Below are 15,727 nucleotides of genomic sequence, written 5' to 3'. Positions count from 1 at the left end.
ATTCCGACGGCTCGATCGAAGCGCAGATGCCGGAGGGCATGATGCGCTTTGCCTCGATCGACGAGCTGCGCGCCCATCTCGACCAGCGGTCCTGAGCTCTACCGCGCAGAAGTAGAGCGCCGTTGTCGCACCGCGTCGGTCATCGTCTTGTTTCAGCCGAACGTCTTGTTGACACGGAATAGTTCGGCGTCGTCTATCCCGTGAGGCGTAAGTGGAGGGGCGGGCCGATGTCGGACGCTGGGGCGAAGAATTTCATCGAGCTGACGGCGAGCATCGTGTCGGCCTATCTCAGCAACAATCCAACGCCTGCGACGGAGATTCCGAATCTGATCAGCCAGGTGCATGGTGCCCTGGTGCGGGTGTCGTCAGGCCGCACCGAGACCGCGCCGCTCGAGCCGGCCAAGCCGGCGGTCTCGCTGAAGAAGTCGATCGCGCCCGATTATCTGGTCTGCCTGGAAGACGGCAAGCGCTTCAAGTCGCTGAAGCGCCATCTGCGCACGCAGTACAACATGACGCCGGAGCAATACCGCGAGAAATGGGGCCTGCCGGCCGACTACCCCATGGTCGCGCCGAACTATGCGGTGGCGCGCTCGCAATTGGCCAAGCAGATGGGCCTCGGACAGCAGCAGCGGAAGCGGAAGTAGACCGTCCGCTCGGCCAGCTCTGGTAGGGTGGGCAAAGGCGCGCGCTTGCGCGACGTGCCCGCGAATTCTCTCCAGTCACGCGCAAATCGTGGGCACGCTTCCGCCTTCGCTCTTCGAGCTACGGCGGACAAGCCGCTCTGCCCACCTACGAGAGCATCTTACGACGCTTCCGCCAGCGCTTCTTTCGCATCGGTCTTGATGCGCTCGACCATCGAGCGCAGGCCGTTGGAGCGCTGCGGCGTCAGATGATCGCGAAAGCCGAACTCGTTGAACACCGCGATCGCGTCGGTATCGATGATCTCCTGCGGCGTGCGGCCTGAATAGAGGGAGAGCACGATCGCGACCAGCCCGCGCACGATATGCGCGTCGCTGTCGCCGCGATATTTCAGGATCGGCGCGCCATGGCCGCGGTCGACCAGCTTCTGCAGCCAGACCTGGCTGACGCAGCCGTTGACCTTGTTCTCGGCGGAGTGTTCCGCCTCGGGCATCGGTTCCAGGGTGCGGCCGAGTTCGATGACGTACCGGTAGCGGTCGTCCCACTCGTCCAGAAGCTCGAAATTGTCCCTGATTTCGTCGATCGTCGTCATGTTGGCCCGTGTTCCCGTTAAGGCCAATATAAGGATGCGAGGAGATGAAATCGATAGGGTTTGGGCGCTAATTCGCCGCCGCCGGGCCGCGCCATTCCAGCGCAAGGTCGTCCTGGCTCAGGGTATCGCGCGGCGCCACGGTCGATGCGGCATCGCCTTCGCCGACCATCGCGATCGAGCCTGTGTGGTCGGGCGCCTTCTTGTCGTTCTTGTCGGTCTTCTCGTTCTTGTCGTTGGAGATCTGCTCTTTCTTGTCGTTGATGATCTGGTAGATCTTGCGGGCACCGTCCTGGGCGCGCTGGCCGATGATGGTCGCGGCCTGTCCGCCGACCTCGCAGGCCGCCGGCTGGCGCTTGCAGAACTGGGTCATGTCGGAGACGGCCGCGGTCGCAGCCTGCACCGCGTCGGCGGCACCGATCTGGGGCAGCTTCTCCGATTCGGGCGTCTTGTCCCTGGGCAGGAGCACCAGCACCAGCCCGAGCCAGAATGTGATGCGGAGCAGAAAGCGCATCTTATCGACCTGTTCGTTAGATCCCGCCCGCGGCGATGGTCCGCGCGCGTTTCGACCTAGCAACTCTCGATAAATCGCAAGTGATTGCCTTGAGCTTAATTCGCGGAAAATTTACGCAAAATTCTTCGAGATCGACGGTGTCGTAAATTTTCGATTGACGCGGGCGCCCGTGATCTTGCTGGCGCGCATATCCACCAATTCGAAACCATGCCGGGATGCGTGAAACCCTGTGTTCACCATCCTCGCCGAAGACGTCGCCAAATCGTCTAAAAAGCCCCGCGATGTCCCGGCGTTCGGCCGCACACCGAGCCGCCTTAGCACTCGTTTAAGGTCGCTCTGACACGGTGGCTCAACGACAAGGAGGCGTTGCGGCGCGTCTTCCAAAAGACGATTGAGCCGAAGCGCGAGACCCGTGACAGTTTTGAGTATCATCCGCGATTGTCTCGATGCACTGCTGCATCCCTCCGCGCGTTACGATGCGCTGATGCGGGCGCGTCATCGTGCCTTCATGGCGCCGCGGCTGCTTGGCAGCCTGGCCGCCTTTGCCGCATTCCCGGTCTATCTCGCCATGCGTGGCGCACCGAGCGCGGTCGAGGTCGCCGCGTTCGCCTGGCTGATCGCGCCGATCCTGCTGTCCTGGTTCCTGTCGCGCACCGGCCGCTACGAAGGCGCGCATGTGCTGTCGTCGCTGGCGCTCGCCGGCCTGATCATGGCGGTCGCGGGCACCACGGGCGGCATCGAATCATTCGCCGCGGTCTGGCTGGTCGTGGTTCCCCTCGAAGCCGCGCTGTCGGCCTCGCGCCGCGTCGCGGCCTTTGCATCCTTGCTCGCGCTGTCCTGTGCGGGACTCCTGATCATCGTCGGCCAGCTCGGCTGGCTGCCGGTTGCAGACACCAGCACTGCTGAACGCGGCGTGCTGATGGCGTGCGGCGTCGTCTCGGCGACGCTCTATGCCGCCGGCCTTGCCTTCGGCGCGGAATCGCTCGCGCGCACCAGCGTTGCGCTGCTGTCGCGCGAGGAGGAGCGTTATCGCCTGCTCGCCCGCAACATGAGCGACGTCGTCTCGCGGCATCAGCGCAACGGTGCAGTGCAGTTCATCTCGCCCGCGGCGGAACCCATGCTCGGCACGCCGGTGGCGCAACTGCTCGGGCATGGCCTGTTCGATCGCGTCCATGTCGCCGATCGCCCGGCCTATCTCACCGCGCTCTCCGATGCCGCGCGCGGCGACGTGCGCAGCATCGAGTTCCGGCTGCGGCGTGAGCCTGACGGTTCGGAGCGCGGCCAGGTCGATTTCCTCTGGGTCGAGATGCGCTGCCGCCCGCTCGACCGGGATATCGGCCAGAATCCTCATAGCGACGTCACGCGCGAGGCCGAAGTCGTCGCCGTGATGCGCGACGTCACCGACCACAAGCTGTCCGAGCAGGCGCTGGATCAGGCGCGCACCGCCGCCGAGTCTGCCGATGCCGCCAAGACGCGCTTCCTCGCCACCATGAGCCACGAGCTGCGCACCCCGCTGAACGCCATCATCGGCTTCTCCGAGATGATCGCGCAGGAGCAGACCCTGATGCTGGGGGCGGCCCAGCGCCAGGAATACGCCCAGCTCATCAACGATTCCGGCCAGCATCTGTTGTCAGTCGTCAACGGCATCCTGGACATGTCCAAGATGGAGTCGGGCAATTTCGAGATCGCGTCCGAGCCGTTCGCGCCGCGCGCCTCGCTGTTGCATTGCTGCAATCTGTTGGCGCTGAAGGCGCGGGAGAACGGCGTCGACCTCATCACCGACGCGCCGCAGGATCTGCCTGTCATGACCGGCGATCCCAGGGCGTTCAAGCAGATCGTGCTCAATCTCGTCGCCAACGCCATCAAGTTCACCGAGCGTGGCGGTCAGGTCTCCGTGACCGCTTCGGTGTCGGGTTCCCAGCTGACGCTGCGCATCAGCGACACCGGCGTCGGCATCGCGCCCGACGATCTCAAGCGCATCGGCGCGCCGTTCTTCCAGGCCGGCAAGACCTATCAGCGTCGTCACGAGGGAACCGGCCTCGGACTTTCGATCGTGAAGAGTCTCGTGGCATTGCATCTCGGCGAATTGACGGTACAAAGCAGATTGGGAGAGGGCACCGCCGTCACCGTCAGGCTGCCGCTCGTCTACACGCCGGCGCAAGTCAAGCCGGCCGAGAGCAAGGTCGCGACGCTGACGCCGGTGCTGCGCCAGGACCTTCAGGACCAAACTCACGACCAGTCTCAGGACCAACCCGCTCTGGTGAAGAAAAGTGCCTAAGAAGTCTGCCAAGGACGAAACCGCTCCGCGCCGCCGTGGCGCGAAGGCCGCGGTCATCGATGTCGAGACCGAGCGCAACCTCGTGATGCGCGTGCTGCTGCACAGCCCGAAGGACACGCTCGCCGGTCTCGTCGCCGTCGCCGCGATCGGCGCGATCGTTGCCAATGCGCTGTTCCTGCAGACCGGCCGGCATCCGGCGCCGATGTTCGGCACCGTGATCAATCTTCCCGCACCGTCCTCCGTGGCGCTGTCGAACCCGATGCCGCGTCCGCGCCCGGTCGGCGCCGATACCTCGCCGCTGGAGCCGCGCGCGACGGAGTTCCGCGCCGAGCCGAAACCTGCCGAGCGAGCCGCCGAGAAGCCACCCGAAAAGCCCGTCGAGGCGACCGCATCGACGCCGCGCGCGGGCAGTGATCCCATGACCAATCTGGTCAAGGCGACGACCTCGACGCCGCCGTCCGCCATGCGTCCGCCCGCGCCGATTCCCGTTCCGCAGAGCCCCGCCGCACGGCGTATCGCCGGCGCGCAGCGCGCGCTGTCCGAATATGGCTACGGGAATTTGAAGATCACGGGCACGATGAGCGGCGAGACCCAGTCCGCGATCCAGAAGTTCGAGCGCGAGCACAAGATGCAGGTCACCGGCCAGCTGTCCGACCGGCTGCTGCGCGAACTCGGCGCCGCGATCGGCCATCCCGTCGAATAACCCCACCGCCCGCTGTCATTGACGCCGATCAATTCCGGGCATCGCGCGCCGCCGCGCCCGCGCGCGGGCGATTTGCTTGGGATCAATGACGGCCGACAGCTTCGGGGAACATGATCGCTCAACGAAGAAGAGAGGTTGTCATGTTCAAGGTCTCGGTTCTGGTCTGGATCATGCTGGGTACGGCGCTGGCGGGCGTCAGTCTGATCGTCGTGCTGATGGTGCCGAGCGTCGCCGCCGACGCGATCAGGAACATCCCCTATGCGGTGGCCGTGGGATTCGCACTTGCGATGCCGCTGTCATATCTCGTCGCGCCAGATCAACGGCGGGCGAGGTGTAAGCAAGGCGTGACAATCGGACGCTGAGACTGGCGGCGCGCGTCGCGCTGGCCTATCGTTCGACTCATGCGTTTGAAATCCAACATATGGGTCGCGGCTTACCTGCGCCGGTGCCAGACCGAGGGCGTGTTCGGCGCGGTGCGCCGTCGCGGTGCCGAGGAGGCGGGCGCGGTGTTCGTGAAGGTGTCGCTGCTCGACGGCCATGCGATGCTCTACGCGCCGGCGCCGCAGACCGTCTACGACGATGGCCGTCCCGTCGATCGCTTCTTTGTGCCGGTCGCACAGCAATCTTTGCCCGAGCACACGATCGAGGAGCGTCTCGCCAAGGAAATCCGCTTCGATCCGGACGCCTGGATCGTCGAGACCGAGGACCGTGCGGGCCGGCATTTCCTGGAACTGGCGAAGACGTAACTGCTGCTCCTTGTCCCGGACAAGCGGCGACGCGCCAGCGTTGCCGTGCAGAGCCGGGACCCAGAAGGCGGCATCAACGGACGCGGAGAGATGGGCCCCGGCTCAGCAGCGCATCGCACCGGACGATGCTTCGCATCGCCGGGGGCGCTGCGCCGCGTCCGGGGCACGAGCTAAGAGAGATGCTGTGCGCCTCACGCTCAGCGTCAGCGCGCAAGCAAATCACCGATCCGACGATCCGTCGGTGCCGGTGCGGCGCGGCGGCATCGCGCCGGGCTGCACGCCCGGCCGGGTCTGGCTTGCGCCCGCGCGGGCGCGCTGGCGTTCGCCGTCGTGCAGTGACGACTGGTACTTTGCGCGGGTAACGGCGAGCGTCGAGCCGCGCCAGGCTGCCAGCATCACCAGCGCCGAGCGGTCGCTGAGACGATCGTAGAGCCGTGACAGCCGGTACACCTCGTTCACGGACGTGCCGATCTCCGGCTTGAAGAACAGCAGAATGCGCTGGAAGTTCGGGCTCGGCATGTCGAGCGCGCGCGCGGCGACCGCGAGCGCCTCGCCGCCGGCATCATCGACGATCTGGGCTGCGACGCGCGAGGGCAGGATCAGGCTGTCGCCGAGCTCGAGGGTGAAATTCTCGACGTCGCCCGCGATCGCCGCCATCTCCAGGATCTGAATCGCGCGCTTGGCGCGCACGGTCGGAATGCGGGGCGCGGCCTTCAGCGGGGTCTGCGCCAGATTGTGCAGGATCAGCGCGCGCTCGGAGGCGCCGGCGCGGAAGAACATGTCGTGGATCTCGGCGGCGTCCTTCGGCTGCATCGCCATATTGGCGGCCATGCGCAGCTCGGCGTCGGTCGGCGTGCGGGCCGGCGAGGGGGCGGGTGCGGGTGTGGGGATCTCGCGGGCGAGTGGAACCCTGCGGCCTTCATGTGCGGCGACCAGCCCGAGCTTCTGCAGGACCGGGACAGGCGTCGATGGATAGATTGCGAGCTTGGCCTTGATGGCCGCGCGGGTCGCATCGTCGACCTGGTCGATCAGCCGCGTTGCGAGCTCGGTGAACTGGCGCTGCTCGTCGTCGCTGTGGATGCGCGTCTGCACATAGAGGTCGGTCAGCACGCGCAGCAGCGTCGGCCGAACATCGACGCCTTCGCGACGGGAGAGGGACATCAGCCCGTCGAATCCGGGAAACAGCGACTTGGTCATGGAGGGATACGCGACCTGGAAGAGATACTGCCCGCCAGCCTATCGCAGGCTCCTTTAAAGGCTCGTTAAGGAAAACGAGGCGTGAAGCCGAACGCTCGATTTGAAGCGATCCCGTGCCGCAACGGGACGTCGCGGTCGGCCCGTGCGGTTACGGTCCGACCGCGACGTTTACACCCCGTTAACCATGAACTGATCTTAATGAATGCATGTTGCATGAGCGCGCTTGGTCGCGCGGCAATTGAAGAGAGCTGACATGGGGACCATCATTGAATTTCCGGCCGGTCGCCGGGTGGGCTCGCCGGGGGATGTCGCTCCGCGCGCGGAGATGGGAACGATCCTGATCCTTCCCGTCATCCGTATCGAGCGCGAGGCAGACGAAACCAGCGGCGATCACGGGCCGGAGCAGGGCACAGCGCCGGGGCGCCGTCGTCGTCGTCGCTGATTTCGGGCCTTTGCAATGCCGGACACCATCCGCCAGATCCGGTCTGTCCTATCGGCCGTGCTGCTCACGCTGCTTGGCGCTGCGCTCGGCGCCTGTAGCGGCGGCGATTTCGGCCGCACCCGCGCTGACATGCGCAGCGACGACATGCATCGCTGGTTAGGGGCCGAAGCCACCGGCAGCGTCGGCCTGGGTCCCTCACAATTCCAGCTCACCGACGAGGAGCGCCAGCTGCGCGACCTCGCCTATCCCATGATCGAGCCGCCGCTGTCGCGCCCCGCCTGGAAGAGCGTGTTCGGCGACTACAAGGCGATGCCGTCACCCTGGCGGCAGAAGATCGTGTTCGACCGCACCATGTACGGCCGCACGCTGATCGACGAGCCGCACCGCTCGCATTCCTCGCGCTATGCGCAGCTGATCGAGGACGTGCGCAACGACATCACCCGCTTCGAGCCGTTCTTCGCCAGCGCGATCCGCGTCATCGACCTCGACAGGAAACGCAATGCCAGCATGGCGCGCGTCTCCGCGCTCTCGCCGAGAGAGAGGGACGACGCGGTCGCGCGGATGCAGGAGAACTCGCTGATCGTGCAGTGGGTGCAGCAATGCCTGGAGCAGCGCATCTCGTCCTATCGCTGGGCGCTCGAGCGCCTGGTGATCCAGGCCCCTGACGGCATGGCCGCCGACGCCGACCGCCTGATCGGCGAGCTCGCCGCCCAGACCGCCAACCCGCCGGTCCAGGCGCAACCGCCCTATGGACGTGCGGTCATCTCGAAGGGCTGAGCGTCTTGCGCGCGCCAACCCGGCGCTTGGTTCGATCCGGCCGCCGCTGCTTCTGCAGCTTCCCGACAAACTCCTTCAGCGCATCCGCCAGCGGCACCGAGGCGCGGTAGGCGAGGCCGACCTCGCGCTTCACCTTGACCTCGATCTCGCGCACCGCGACATCAAGATTGCCCTTGGCCACGCCTTCCGGGACGATGGCGATGCCGACGCCGGCGGCGACCAGCGCGATGGCCCAGTCTTCCGACTGTGCGATCGCCGCGGTCTGGCGCCGCTGCGCATTGCGGCCGAAGAATGCGCTCTGGTGAACGGCAGCGGCAGCCTGTTCCAGCGCGCCCGCCTGGTCTGCCACTGCCTGCTGATGGAGACGAATGACGGGCTGGCTTTGGTCGACACCGGGATCGGCCTCGGTGACATCGCATTGCCCGAGCGGCTGGGGCGGCGCTGGGTGCGGCAGACCGCGCCAAAGCTGGATCCCGCGGAGACGGCAGCCGAGCAGGTGAGGGCGCTCGGCTATTCACCGAACGACGTGTGCCACGTGCTGCTGACGCATCTCGACCGCGATCATGCCGGCGGCGTGCCCGACTTTCCCCACGCCGCGATCCACGTCCACCGCGCCGAATACGACATAGCGGTGCTGCGCAAGCCCGCGCCGCCGGAAGGCCGCTATGTCACGGGGCAGTGGAGCCATGGTCCGCGCTGGCAATTCTACGGTGAAGCCGGCGAGGACTGGTTCGGCTTCAAGGGCGTGCGCGCGCTCGGCGACAAGGAGGCGGACATCCTGATGATCCCGCTTGCCGGCCACACGCTCGGCCATTGCGGCATCGCGGTGCGCTCGGGCGACACCTGGCTGCTGCATGCCGGCGACAGCTATTTCCACCACGGCCAGCTCGATGCATCGCCGCGCGTCCCCTTGATGCTCGGCTATTTCCAGCGCCGCGGCGACATGGACCGCGCAATGCGGATCGCTAACCAGGCCCGGCTGCGCGCGCTGAAGCGCGATCACGGCGATTGCGTGACGATCGTCAACAGCCACGATCCCGCGGATTACGAGCGCTGCCGGTGCAGAAGCATGAATCCGGAGCCGTCAGCCCGTCGACTTGACTCTCGATCGGCTTGAAGCCGGGCCGGCGACCGCCACCTCCCGCGTGATCCACTCGGAGAAGACGCGGATCGGTCGCCGCTGCTGGCTCGCGCGCGGGAACACCAGGTGATGGCCGATATAGCGGATGTCGACGGAGCGTCCGGCGAGGGGGGCAACCAGCCGCCTTGTGGCGATCTCGCGTTCGGCAAGTCGGGTTGACTCCAGCGTCACGCCGAGGCCGCTCGACGCCATCGCGATCGCCAGGAAGCTGCGATCGAAGCGCATGCCATGAATGGCAGGCGCTTCGAGCCCGTTGGCGGTGAACCATTGGTGCCACTGCACCTGCTTCACTTCCGAGCGGATCAGCACCTGATCGAGCAGGTCCGTCGGCTTGCGGATCTTCTTCGCGAGCTCGGGCGTGCAGAGTGGCGTCACGGTCTCTTCGCCGAGCGGAATGACCTCGACCCCCTCGGCTCTCGGCTGCCCGTAGACGATGTCGATGTCGAAATCGTCGTTGCTGAACCGGGCATATTCCGTGCTGGCGGCAAGCCGGACCTCGAGCTGGGGCTCTGCGGCCATGAAGCGGGCGAGGCGCGGCGCGAGCCACTGCGCGGCAAAGCTCGGCGCGCAGTGCACTCTCAGCAATTGCGGGCCGCGGCCCGCGACCTCTTCGATCCCGCGCCGCAGATTGTCGAAGGCGGCGCCGGCATGACGCATCAAATTCTCGCCCGCCGGCGTCAGACGGACGGCGCGGGCGCTCCGTTCGAACAATATCGTGCCCATCGCGCTCTCGAGCTTGCGGATGGCGTGGCTCACCGCGCTCGGCGTCAGATGAAGTTCGTTCGCCGCATCCCGGAACGAGCCGGTGCGTGCGGCCGCCTCGAACGCGCGGATGGACGATATCGGAATACTGGACAACAGCATCCGACGAGTGAACCAAATTCACCTATGCAAGACAACAGCGCGTTTGTCGGAAACGGGGCAGGGGCATAATCAACGGGTCAAGAACAGTGGCGCCGTTGGTGCCGGCAACAGCCGTTCAGGGAGGATCACAATGCTGCTACGCGGCAAGACTGCCATCATCACCGGAGCGGCCTCGCCGCGGGGCATCGGCCTTGCAACGGCCCGTCGCTTTGCGGCCGAAGGCGCGCGGGTCGCCATTCTCGACATCGACGGTTCGGCCGCGGAAGCCGCCGCGCGCGGGCTCGAATCCGGCACTGGCGAGCCGCATCTTGGCCTCGCCCTGGACGTCACCGACAAGCAGGCCTGCATCAAGGCCGTTGAAGCGGTCATCGCGCGGTTCGGCCAGATCGACATCCTCATCAACAATGCCGGCGTGACGCAGCCGGTGAAGCTTCTCGACATCACGCCTGAAGACTGGAACCGTATCCAGGACGTCAACCTCAAGGGCATCCTGTTCCTGTCGCAGGCCGTGATCCCGCATATGCAGAAGCGCAAGAGCGGATCGATCGCGTGCATGTCGTCCGTTTCCGCCCAGCGCGGCGGCGGCATCTTCGGCGGACCGCACTATTCGGCAGCCAAGGCCGGCGTGCTCGGACTCGCCAAGGCGATGGCCCGCGAATTCGGGCCCGACGGCATCCGCGTCAATTGCGTGACGCCGGGCCTGATCGGCACCGATATCACCGCGGGCAAGCTCACCGACGAGATGCGGACGAAGATCCTCGAGGGCATACCGCTCGGCCGACTCGGCGAGGCCGCCGACGTCGCGGGCATCTACACCTTCCTCGCCTCGGACCTGTCGGCCTATGTCACCGGCGCGGTCATCGACGTGAACGGCGGCATGCTGATCCACTAGCCGAGGAGGAGACATACATGGCAACACCGACACTCCCGAACGCACCGACGCTGGCACAGCGCGCCCGCAATATCCGCCGCAACGCCCTGCTGATGGGTGAGGTCCAGGGCCAGGGTTATATCGCCCAGGCGCTCGACATCGCCGACGTGCTGGCGGCGGCCTATTTCCACGCGATGCGCTTTCGCGCCGAAGATCCGGTCTGGGAAGGCCGCGACCGCTTTTTGCTGTCGAACGGACACTATGCGATTGCACTTTATGCGGCGCTGATCGAGGCCGGGATCATTCCGGAAGCGGAGCTCGCAACCTATGGCTTCGACGAGAGCCGTCTGCCGATGTCGGGCATGGCCTCCTATACCCCGGGCATGGAGATGTCCGGCGGATCGCTCGGCCTTGGCCTTGGCATCGCCGTCGGCATGGCGCTCGGGCTGAAGCGCAAGAACTCGGCGGCGCGGATCTTCACCCTGTTCTCGGACGGCGAGCTCGACGAGGGCTCGAAATGGGAAGCCATTATGTCTGCGGCCCATCACAAGCTCGACAACATCATCGCAATCGTCGACGTCAACAATCAGCAGGCCGATGGTCCCTCAAAGCAGATGCTCGGCTTCGAGCCGCTAGTCGATAAGCTCGAGGCCTTCGGCTGGTTCGTGCAGCGCGTCGACGGCAACGATCTCGACGCGGTGGTGGGGGCTTTCGATGCCGCGATGGCACATGCCGAGCCGAAGCCTCGCATGATCGTCGTCGACACGTTGATGGGCAAGGGCGTTCCCTTCCTCGAGCAGCGCGAGAAGAACCATTTCATTCGCGTCGAGCCGCACGAATGGCAGCTCGCGCTGTCGGCATTGAACGCGGGAGACCAGCCATGAAGTCCGCAGGCCCCCCCCCTTCGGCAAAGCCGCGCCTCACCACCTCGGCCATGATCGCTTCGATCGCGGCGGAAGGGCAGCGCGCCAAACCCGCCCCCTTCGGCCACGCGCTCGTCGAACTCGCCCGCAGCCGCGAGGACGTGGTCGGCATGACCGCCGATCTCGGCAAATACACCGATCTGCACATCTTCGCGCAGGCCTTTCCCGATCGTTATTACCAGATGGGCATGGCCGAGCAGCTGCTGTTCGCTGCAGCCTCGGGGCTCGCCGCGGAAGGCTTCATGCCGTTCGCAACGACTTATGCGGTATTCGCCTCGCGGCGGGCCTATGACTTCATCCACCAGACCATCGCGGAAGAAGACCGCAACGTGAAGATCGCCTGCGCGCTGCCCGGCCTGACCTCGGGCTATGGACCCAGCCACCAGGCCGCCGAGGATCTTGCCCTGTTCCGCGCGATGCCGAACATGACGGTGATCGATCCCTGCGATGCGTACGAGATCGAGCAGATCGTGCCCGCGATCGCCGCGCATCGCGGACCGGTCTATATGCGCCTGCTGCGCGGACAGGTGCCGCTGGTGCTCGACGAGTACAATTACCGGTTCGAGCTCGGCAAGGCTGCGTCGCTTCGTGACGGCAGCGACGTCCTGATCATCTCCTCGGGCATCATGACCATGCGCGCGCTGGAGGCGGCGCAGGCGCTCGCGGACGACCGCGTCAGCGTCGGCGTCCTGCACGTGCCGACCATCAAGCCGCTCGACACCGAAGCGATCCTGCGCGAAGCGGGCAAGCCCGGCCGCCTCGTCGTCGTCGCCGAGAACCACACCGTGATCGGCGGGCTCGGCGAGGCCGTGGCTTCGCTGCTGATGCGCTCGGGCGTTCATCCCGCGTTCCGGCAGATCGGACTTCCCGACGAGTTTCTCGCCGCCGGCGCGCTGCCGACCTTGCACGACCGCTACGGCATCTCGACCGCGGAAGTGAAGCGGCAGATCAAGGAGTGGCTGCGCTAGCAGCCCGCCTCCCGATCCGCGACCGACATGCTTCGCAGCGCCGCTGCGAAGAACGACGGCTGCTGTCCAATGCCGGCGCATCGAGAGCCGGCCAGCAGCAACACGGGCGGTGAAGAGCCGCCTTTAGATCAACCAAACCATGCTCGACAGGAGGAAACGATGACCTTGCGCAAGCCGAGAACTCTGAGCCGCCGCAAGTTGCTCATGGCCGGCGCCGCGGTGCCGCTATGTGCCATTCTCACCCGCCCGGCCTCGGCCGCGGAATTCACCTACAAGCTCGCGACGGGGCAGGATCCGACGCATCCCGTCAACATCCGCGCCAAGGAAGCTGCCGACCGCATTCGCGAGGCGACGAGCGGCCGGCTCGAGATCAACCTGTTTCCGGCGAACCAGCTCGGGTCGGATACCGACCTGTTGACGCAGGTCCGCAACGGCGGCGTCGAGTTCTTCAACCTGTCCTCGCTGATCCTCGCGACGCTGGTGCCGGCTGCAGGCATCGTCAACCTCGGCTTTCTCTTCACGAACTATGACGCGGTCTGGAAGGCGATGGATGGCGAGCTCGGCGCCTATATCCGCGCGCAGATCGCGCGGACGCCGATCATGGCGGTGTCGAGCCCCTGGGATAACGGCTTCCGCCACGTCACGTCGTCTGGCCGCGAGATCAGGACGCCGGACGATCTCAAGAATTTCAAGCTGCGCGTGCCGGCCGCTCCCAATCTGACATCGCTGTTCCAGGCGCTTGGGGCGGGCCCCGCGCCGATCAATTTCAACGAGGTCTACTCCGCGCTCCAGACCAAGGTGGTCGACGGTCAGGAAAATCCGCTGCCGATCATCGCGACCGCCCGGCTGTACGAGGTGCAGAAGACCTGCTCCCTGACCGGACACGTCTGGGACAATTACTGGATCCTCGGCAACAAGCGCGCTTTCGAAAAGTTGCCGAAGGATGTGCAGGAGATCGTGACGCGGGAGCTGGATCGCTCGGCCAAAGAGGAGCGCGCCGACGTCGCCAAACTCAGCGAGTCCTTGCGCGCCGATCTGACCGCCAAGGGCATGCAGTTCATCGACGTCGACCGCGGCGCGTTCCGCCAGGCCCTGGCGAAGACCAGCTTCTACGCCGATTGGAAGGCCAAGTTCGGCGATGAGGCCTGGGCTCAGCTCGAGAAAGCGGCGGGCAAGCTGTCATGACCGCGGTCAACCATATGCCTGGGATCGATCAGGGCGCCGCGGTCGCAGTGCCTCAATCCAGTGTGCACCGCTGGGCCGTCGCGGCCAACAAGGTGCTTGGTCATGTGGTTGCGATCCCGGCGGCGCTCCTGGTGCTGGCCGAGATCGTCGTTTTGTCGGCCGGCATCGTCGGTCGATATGTCTTTCACGCTCCGATCATCTGGGCCGACGAGCTCGCCGGCATCCTGTTCCTGTGGCTCGCCATGCTGGGATCGGTGATCGCGTTCCAGCGCGGCGAGCACATGCGGATGACGGCCATCATCGGCATGCTCCGTCCCAACGCACGTGCCTTCCTGGATGTTGTTGCCGCCGGGGCATCGCTGGCGTTCCTGTTGTTGGTGATCCATCCCGCCTACGAGTTCGCGGCCGACGAGGTGTTCGTCACGACGCCGGCGCTCGAAATCGTCAACAGCTGGCGGGCTGCCGCGTTACCCGTCGGCATCGGATTGATGCTGATCGCGGCGGTCCTGCGGCTCGCCCGCATCTCGAGCTTGCGCAGCCTGCTGGCGGCCGCGGTGCTCGTCGCCGGCATCATCGCCGCGCTCGTCCTCATCGCGCCGGTATTGAAACCGCTCGGCAATCTCAACCTGCTGATCTTCTTCGTGATCATCGTCGGCGCGATGGTGCTGGCGGCGGTGCCGATCGCCTTTGCCTTCGGTCTTGCTACCGTCGGATATCTGGCGCTGACGACGAACACGCCCGATGTGGTCATCATCGGGCGCATGGACGAAGGCATGAGCCATCTGATCCTGCTGGCTGTGCCGCTCTTCGTGTTCCTCGGCCTGCTGATCGAGATGACCGGCATGGCGCGGGCCATGGTCGGCTTTCTCGCCAGCCTGCTCGGCCACGTGCGCGGCGGCCTGCACTATGTATTGGTCGGCGCGATGTACCTGGTGTCGGGCATCTCCGGCTCGAAGGCGGCCGACATGGCCGCTGTGGCGCCGGTGCTGTTTCCGGAGATGACCAAGCGCGGCGCTAGGCCCGGTGATCTCGTGGCGCTGCTCGCGGCGACCGGGGCCCAGACCGAGACCATTCCGCCGTCGCTCGTGCTGATCACCATCGGCTCAGTGACGGGAGTGTCGATCGCGGCGCTGTTCACCGGGGGGCTACTGCCCGGCATCGTGCTCGCCGTCGGTCTCTGCGCCGTGGTCTGGTGGCGATACCGGGGCGAGGACCTGTCGCATGTGAAGCGGGCCACGGGCAGGGAGATCGGCCGCGCCTTCGTCATTGCCATTCCGGCAATGGCGCTGCCCTTCGTCATCCGCGCCGCGGTGGTCGAGGGCGTCGCCACCGCGACCGAAGTTTCGACCATCGGCATCGTCTACTCGGTTTTCACCGGGCTTCTGATCTATCGTCAGTTCGCCTGGCGCCGGCTTTATCCAATGTTGGTGGAGACCGCGTCACTATCAGGCGCGATCCTGCTGATCATCGGCGCGGCGACAGGGATGGCGTGGGCTCTGACGCAATCGGGCTTCTCGGCATCGCTTGCAAAGTTCATGACGGCGCTGCCGGGCGGAACGCCTGTCTTTCTCGGCGTGACCATCTTCGCCTTCGTCATTCTGGGCAGCGTGCTGGAAGGCATCCCCGCCATCGTCCTGTTCGGGCCGCTATTGTTTCCGATCGCCCGCCAGGTCGGCGTGCACGAAGTGCACTACGCGATGGTCGTCGTGCTCGCGATGGGCATCGGCCTGTTCGCCCCGCCATTCGGCGTCGGCTATTACGCGGCCTGCGCCATCAGCCGCATCAGTCCCGACGAGGGTATCAGGCCGATCGTCGGCTATATCGTGGCCCTGCTGATCGGCACGCTGATCGTCGCGGCGATCCCGTGGATATCGACCGGCTTCCTGTGAC

At 65.8% G+C, this 15,727-nt stretch carries 18 protein-coding genes and 1 pseudogene; 14 read left to right on the top strand and 5 right to left on the bottom strand.

What is annotated here, in order from left to right; genetic code table 11:
- Window positions 1-95: pseudogene (locus CV770_RS43310) on the top strand (DUF308 domain-containing protein); the annotation flags it as partial.
- A gap of 132 nt (window positions 96-227) precedes the next feature.
- Window positions 228-644 (top strand): Ros/MucR family transcriptional regulator, encoded by a 417-nt coding sequence (locus CV770_RS14425; RefSeq protein ID WP_007608200.1) that lies wholly within the window; start codon window positions 228-230, stop codon window positions 642-644.
- A 158-nt stretch (window positions 645-802) separates the two neighbouring features.
- Here the strand turns inward: CV770_RS14425 and CV770_RS14420 are convergent, their stop codons facing one another.
- Together CV770_RS14420 and CV770_RS14415 are read right to left on the bottom strand one after the other, a co-directional pair.
- Window positions 803-1,231 carry a SufE family protein gene (locus CV770_RS14420; protein WP_028142948.1) on the bottom strand — a complete coding sequence of 143 codons (429 nt, stop codon included), beginning with the start codon at window positions 1,229-1,231 and terminating at the stop codon, window positions 803-805.
- 67 nt (window positions 1,232-1,298) lie between these two features.
- The gene (locus CV770_RS14415; RefSeq protein WP_091953221.1) at window positions 1,299-1,742 is read right to left on the bottom strand and encodes a DUF5330 domain-containing protein; all 444 of its coding nucleotides are present in this window, start codon (window positions 1,740-1,742) and stop codon (window positions 1,299-1,301) included.
- Between the two features lie 412 nt (window positions 1,743-2,154).
- On the opposite strand from CV770_RS14415, the gene CV770_RS14410 reads away from it, so the two are divergent.
- The 4 genes from CV770_RS14410 to CV770_RS14395 all read left to right on the top strand — a co-directional run bounded on the left by CV770_RS14410 (window position 2,155) and on the right by CV770_RS14395 (window position 5,469).
- The gene (locus CV770_RS14410; protein WP_201759850.1) at window positions 2,155-4,020 is read left to right on the top strand and encodes a PAS domain-containing sensor histidine kinase; all 1,866 of its coding nucleotides are present in this window, start codon (window positions 2,155-2,157) and stop codon (window positions 4,018-4,020) included.
- A complete protein-coding gene (locus CV770_RS14405; RefSeq protein WP_104462804.1) occupies window positions 4,013-4,723 on the top strand; it encodes a peptidoglycan-binding domain-containing protein in 711 nt (236 codons plus the stop codon). The genes CV770_RS14410 and CV770_RS14405 overlap by 8 nt, the downstream gene beginning before the upstream one ends.
- Before the next feature lie 140 nt (window positions 4,724-4,863).
- Complete coding sequence (locus tag CV770_RS14400) at window positions 4,864-5,085, top strand: hypothetical protein (RefSeq protein WP_201759849.1); 222 nt, start codon at window positions 4,864-4,866, stop codon at window positions 5,083-5,085.
- 39 nt (window positions 5,086-5,124) lie between these two features.
- The gene (locus CV770_RS14395; RefSeq protein ID WP_091953210.1) at window positions 5,125-5,469 is read left to right on the top strand and encodes a DUF1491 family protein; all 345 of its coding nucleotides are present in this window, start codon (window positions 5,125-5,127) and stop codon (window positions 5,467-5,469) included.
- Window positions 5,470-5,688: 219 nt separating this feature from the next.
- Here CV770_RS14395 and CV770_RS14390 read toward each other — a convergent pair whose 3' ends face one another.
- Window positions 5,689-6,666, bottom strand: coding sequence for a DUF2336 domain-containing protein (locus CV770_RS14390; protein WP_104462803.1), 978 nt, complete (start codon window positions 6,664-6,666; stop codon window positions 5,689-5,691).
- Between the two features lie 253 nt (window positions 6,667-6,919).
- Between CV770_RS14390 and CV770_RS14385 the strand changes: the two genes are divergently transcribed.
- Together CV770_RS14385 and CV770_RS14380 are read left to right on the top strand one after the other, a co-directional pair.
- Complete coding sequence (locus CV770_RS14385) at window positions 6,920-7,108, top strand: hypothetical protein (RefSeq protein WP_104462802.1); 189 nt, start codon at window positions 6,920-6,922, stop codon at window positions 7,106-7,108.
- Window positions 7,109-7,123: 15 nt separating this feature from the next.
- Window positions 7,124-7,885, top strand: a complete 762-nt coding sequence (locus CV770_RS14380) for a hypothetical protein (RefSeq protein ID WP_104462801.1) — start codon at window positions 7,124-7,126, stop codon at window positions 7,883-7,885.
- Here the strand turns inward: CV770_RS14380 and CV770_RS14375 are convergent.
- On the bottom strand, window positions 7,869-8,234 hold the full coding sequence (locus CV770_RS14375) for a LysR substrate-binding domain-containing protein (protein ID WP_502693598.1): 366 nt from the start codon (window positions 8,232-8,234) through the stop codon (window positions 7,869-7,871). The two genes, CV770_RS14380 and CV770_RS14375, sit on opposite strands and share 17 nt — an antisense overlap.
- A gap of 9 nt (window positions 8,235-8,243) precedes the next feature.
- On the opposite strand from CV770_RS14375, the gene CV770_RS14370 reads away from it, so the two are divergent.
- Window positions 8,244-9,002 carry an MBL fold metallo-hydrolase gene (locus CV770_RS14370; RefSeq protein ID WP_104462800.1) on the top strand — a complete coding sequence of 253 codons (759 nt, stop codon included), beginning with the start codon at window positions 8,244-8,246 and terminating at the stop codon, window positions 9,000-9,002.
- On the opposite strand, the gene CV770_RS14365 is transcribed toward CV770_RS14370, so the two are convergent.
- The gene (locus CV770_RS14365; RefSeq protein ID WP_104462812.1) at window positions 8,970-9,887 is read right to left on the bottom strand and encodes a LysR substrate-binding domain-containing protein; all 918 of its coding nucleotides are present in this window, start codon (window positions 9,885-9,887) and stop codon (window positions 8,970-8,972) included. The genes CV770_RS14370 and CV770_RS14365 overlap by 33 nt on opposite strands.
- Before the next feature lie 133 nt (window positions 9,888-10,020).
- Between CV770_RS14365 and CV770_RS14360 the strand changes: the two genes are divergently transcribed.
- The 5 genes from CV770_RS14360 (at window position 10,021) to CV770_RS14340 (ending at window position 15,726) form a co-directional block, all read left to right on the top strand.
- Complete coding sequence (locus CV770_RS14360) at window positions 10,021-10,782, top strand: SDR family NAD(P)-dependent oxidoreductase (protein WP_104462799.1); 762 nt, start codon at window positions 10,021-10,023, stop codon at window positions 10,780-10,782.
- A gap of 17 nt (window positions 10,783-10,799) precedes the next feature.
- On the top strand, window positions 10,800-11,645 hold the full coding sequence (locus tag CV770_RS14355; RefSeq protein WP_104462798.1) for a transketolase: 846 nt from the start codon (window positions 10,800-10,802) through the stop codon (window positions 11,643-11,645).
- Window positions 11,642-12,652, top strand: a complete 1,011-nt coding sequence (locus CV770_RS14350) for a transketolase family protein (protein WP_201759848.1) — start codon at window positions 11,642-11,644, stop codon at window positions 12,650-12,652. The genes CV770_RS14355 and CV770_RS14350 overlap by 4 nt, the downstream gene beginning before the upstream one ends.
- Before the next feature lie 159 nt (window positions 12,653-12,811).
- Window positions 12,812-13,837: a TRAP transporter substrate-binding protein gene (locus CV770_RS14345; protein ID WP_104462796.1), complete on the top strand. Its 1,026-nt coding sequence runs from the start codon at window positions 12,812-12,814 to the stop codon at window positions 13,835-13,837.
- The gene (locus CV770_RS14340; protein WP_104462795.1) at window positions 13,834-15,726 is read left to right on the top strand and encodes a TRAP transporter large permease; all 1,893 of its coding nucleotides are present in this window, start codon (window positions 13,834-13,836) and stop codon (window positions 15,724-15,726) included. Before CV770_RS14345 ends, CV770_RS14340 begins: the two co-directional genes overlap by 4 nt.
- Window position 15,727 lies beyond the last annotated feature (1 nt).

Origin of the sequence: Bradyrhizobium sp. AC87j1 (assembly GCF_002936975.1) — a bacterium.
Classification (GTDB): domain Bacteria; phylum Pseudomonadota; class Alphaproteobacteria; order Rhizobiales; family Xanthobacteraceae; genus Bradyrhizobium; species Bradyrhizobium shewense.
Note: the sequence above shows the minus strand (reverse complement) of the source record. Positions and strands in the feature narration are given on the sequence as shown.

What these genes read in the sequence shown, in the direction of transcription:
- CV770_RS14415 (WP_091953221.1), bottom strand. Translation starts at nt 1,742, where the DNA reads ATGCGCTTTCTGCTCCGCATCACATTCTGGCTCGGGCTGGTGCTGGTG.
- CV770_RS14340 (WP_104462795.1), top strand. Translation starts at nt 13,834, where the DNA reads ATGACCGCGGTCAACCATATGCCTGGGATCGATCAGGGCGCCGCGGTC.
- CV770_RS14390 (WP_104462803.1), bottom strand. Translation starts at nt 6,666, where the DNA reads ATGACCAAGTCGCTGTTTCCCGGATTCGACGGGCTGATGTCCCTCTCC.
- CV770_RS14370 (WP_104462800.1), top strand. Translation starts at nt 8,244, where the DNA reads ATGGAGACGAATGACGGGCTGGCTTTGGTCGACACCGGGATCGGCCTC.
- CV770_RS14355 (WP_104462798.1), top strand. Translation starts at nt 10,800, where the DNA reads ATGGCAACACCGACACTCCCGAACGCACCGACGCTGGCACAGCGCGCC.
- CV770_RS14380 (WP_104462801.1), top strand. Translation starts at nt 7,124, where the DNA reads ATGCCGGACACCATCCGCCAGATCCGGTCTGTCCTATCGGCCGTGCTG.
- CV770_RS14345 (WP_104462796.1), top strand. Translation starts at nt 12,812, where the DNA reads ATGACCTTGCGCAAGCCGAGAACTCTGAGCCGCCGCAAGTTGCTCATG.
- CV770_RS14360 (WP_104462799.1), top strand. Translation starts at nt 10,021, where the DNA reads ATGCTGCTACGCGGCAAGACTGCCATCATCACCGGAGCGGCCTCGCCG.
- CV770_RS14395 (WP_091953210.1), top strand. Translation starts at nt 5,125, where the DNA reads ATGCGTTTGAAATCCAACATATGGGTCGCGGCTTACCTGCGCCGGTGC.
- CV770_RS14425 (WP_007608200.1), top strand. Translation starts at nt 228, where the DNA reads ATGTCGGACGCTGGGGCGAAGAATTTCATCGAGCTGACGGCGAGCATC.
- CV770_RS14420 (WP_028142948.1), bottom strand. Translation starts at nt 1,231, where the DNA reads ATGACGACGATCGACGAAATCAGGGACAATTTCGAGCTTCTGGACGAG.
- CV770_RS14385 (WP_104462802.1), top strand. Translation starts at nt 6,920, where the DNA reads ATGGGGACCATCATTGAATTTCCGGCCGGTCGCCGGGTGGGCTCGCCG.
- CV770_RS14350 (WP_201759848.1), top strand. Translation starts at nt 11,642, where the DNA reads ATGAAGTCCGCAGGCCCCCCCCCTTCGGCAAAGCCGCGCCTCACCACC.
- CV770_RS14400 (WP_201759849.1), top strand. Translation starts at nt 4,864, where the DNA reads ATGTTCAAGGTCTCGGTTCTGGTCTGGATCATGCTGGGTACGGCGCTG.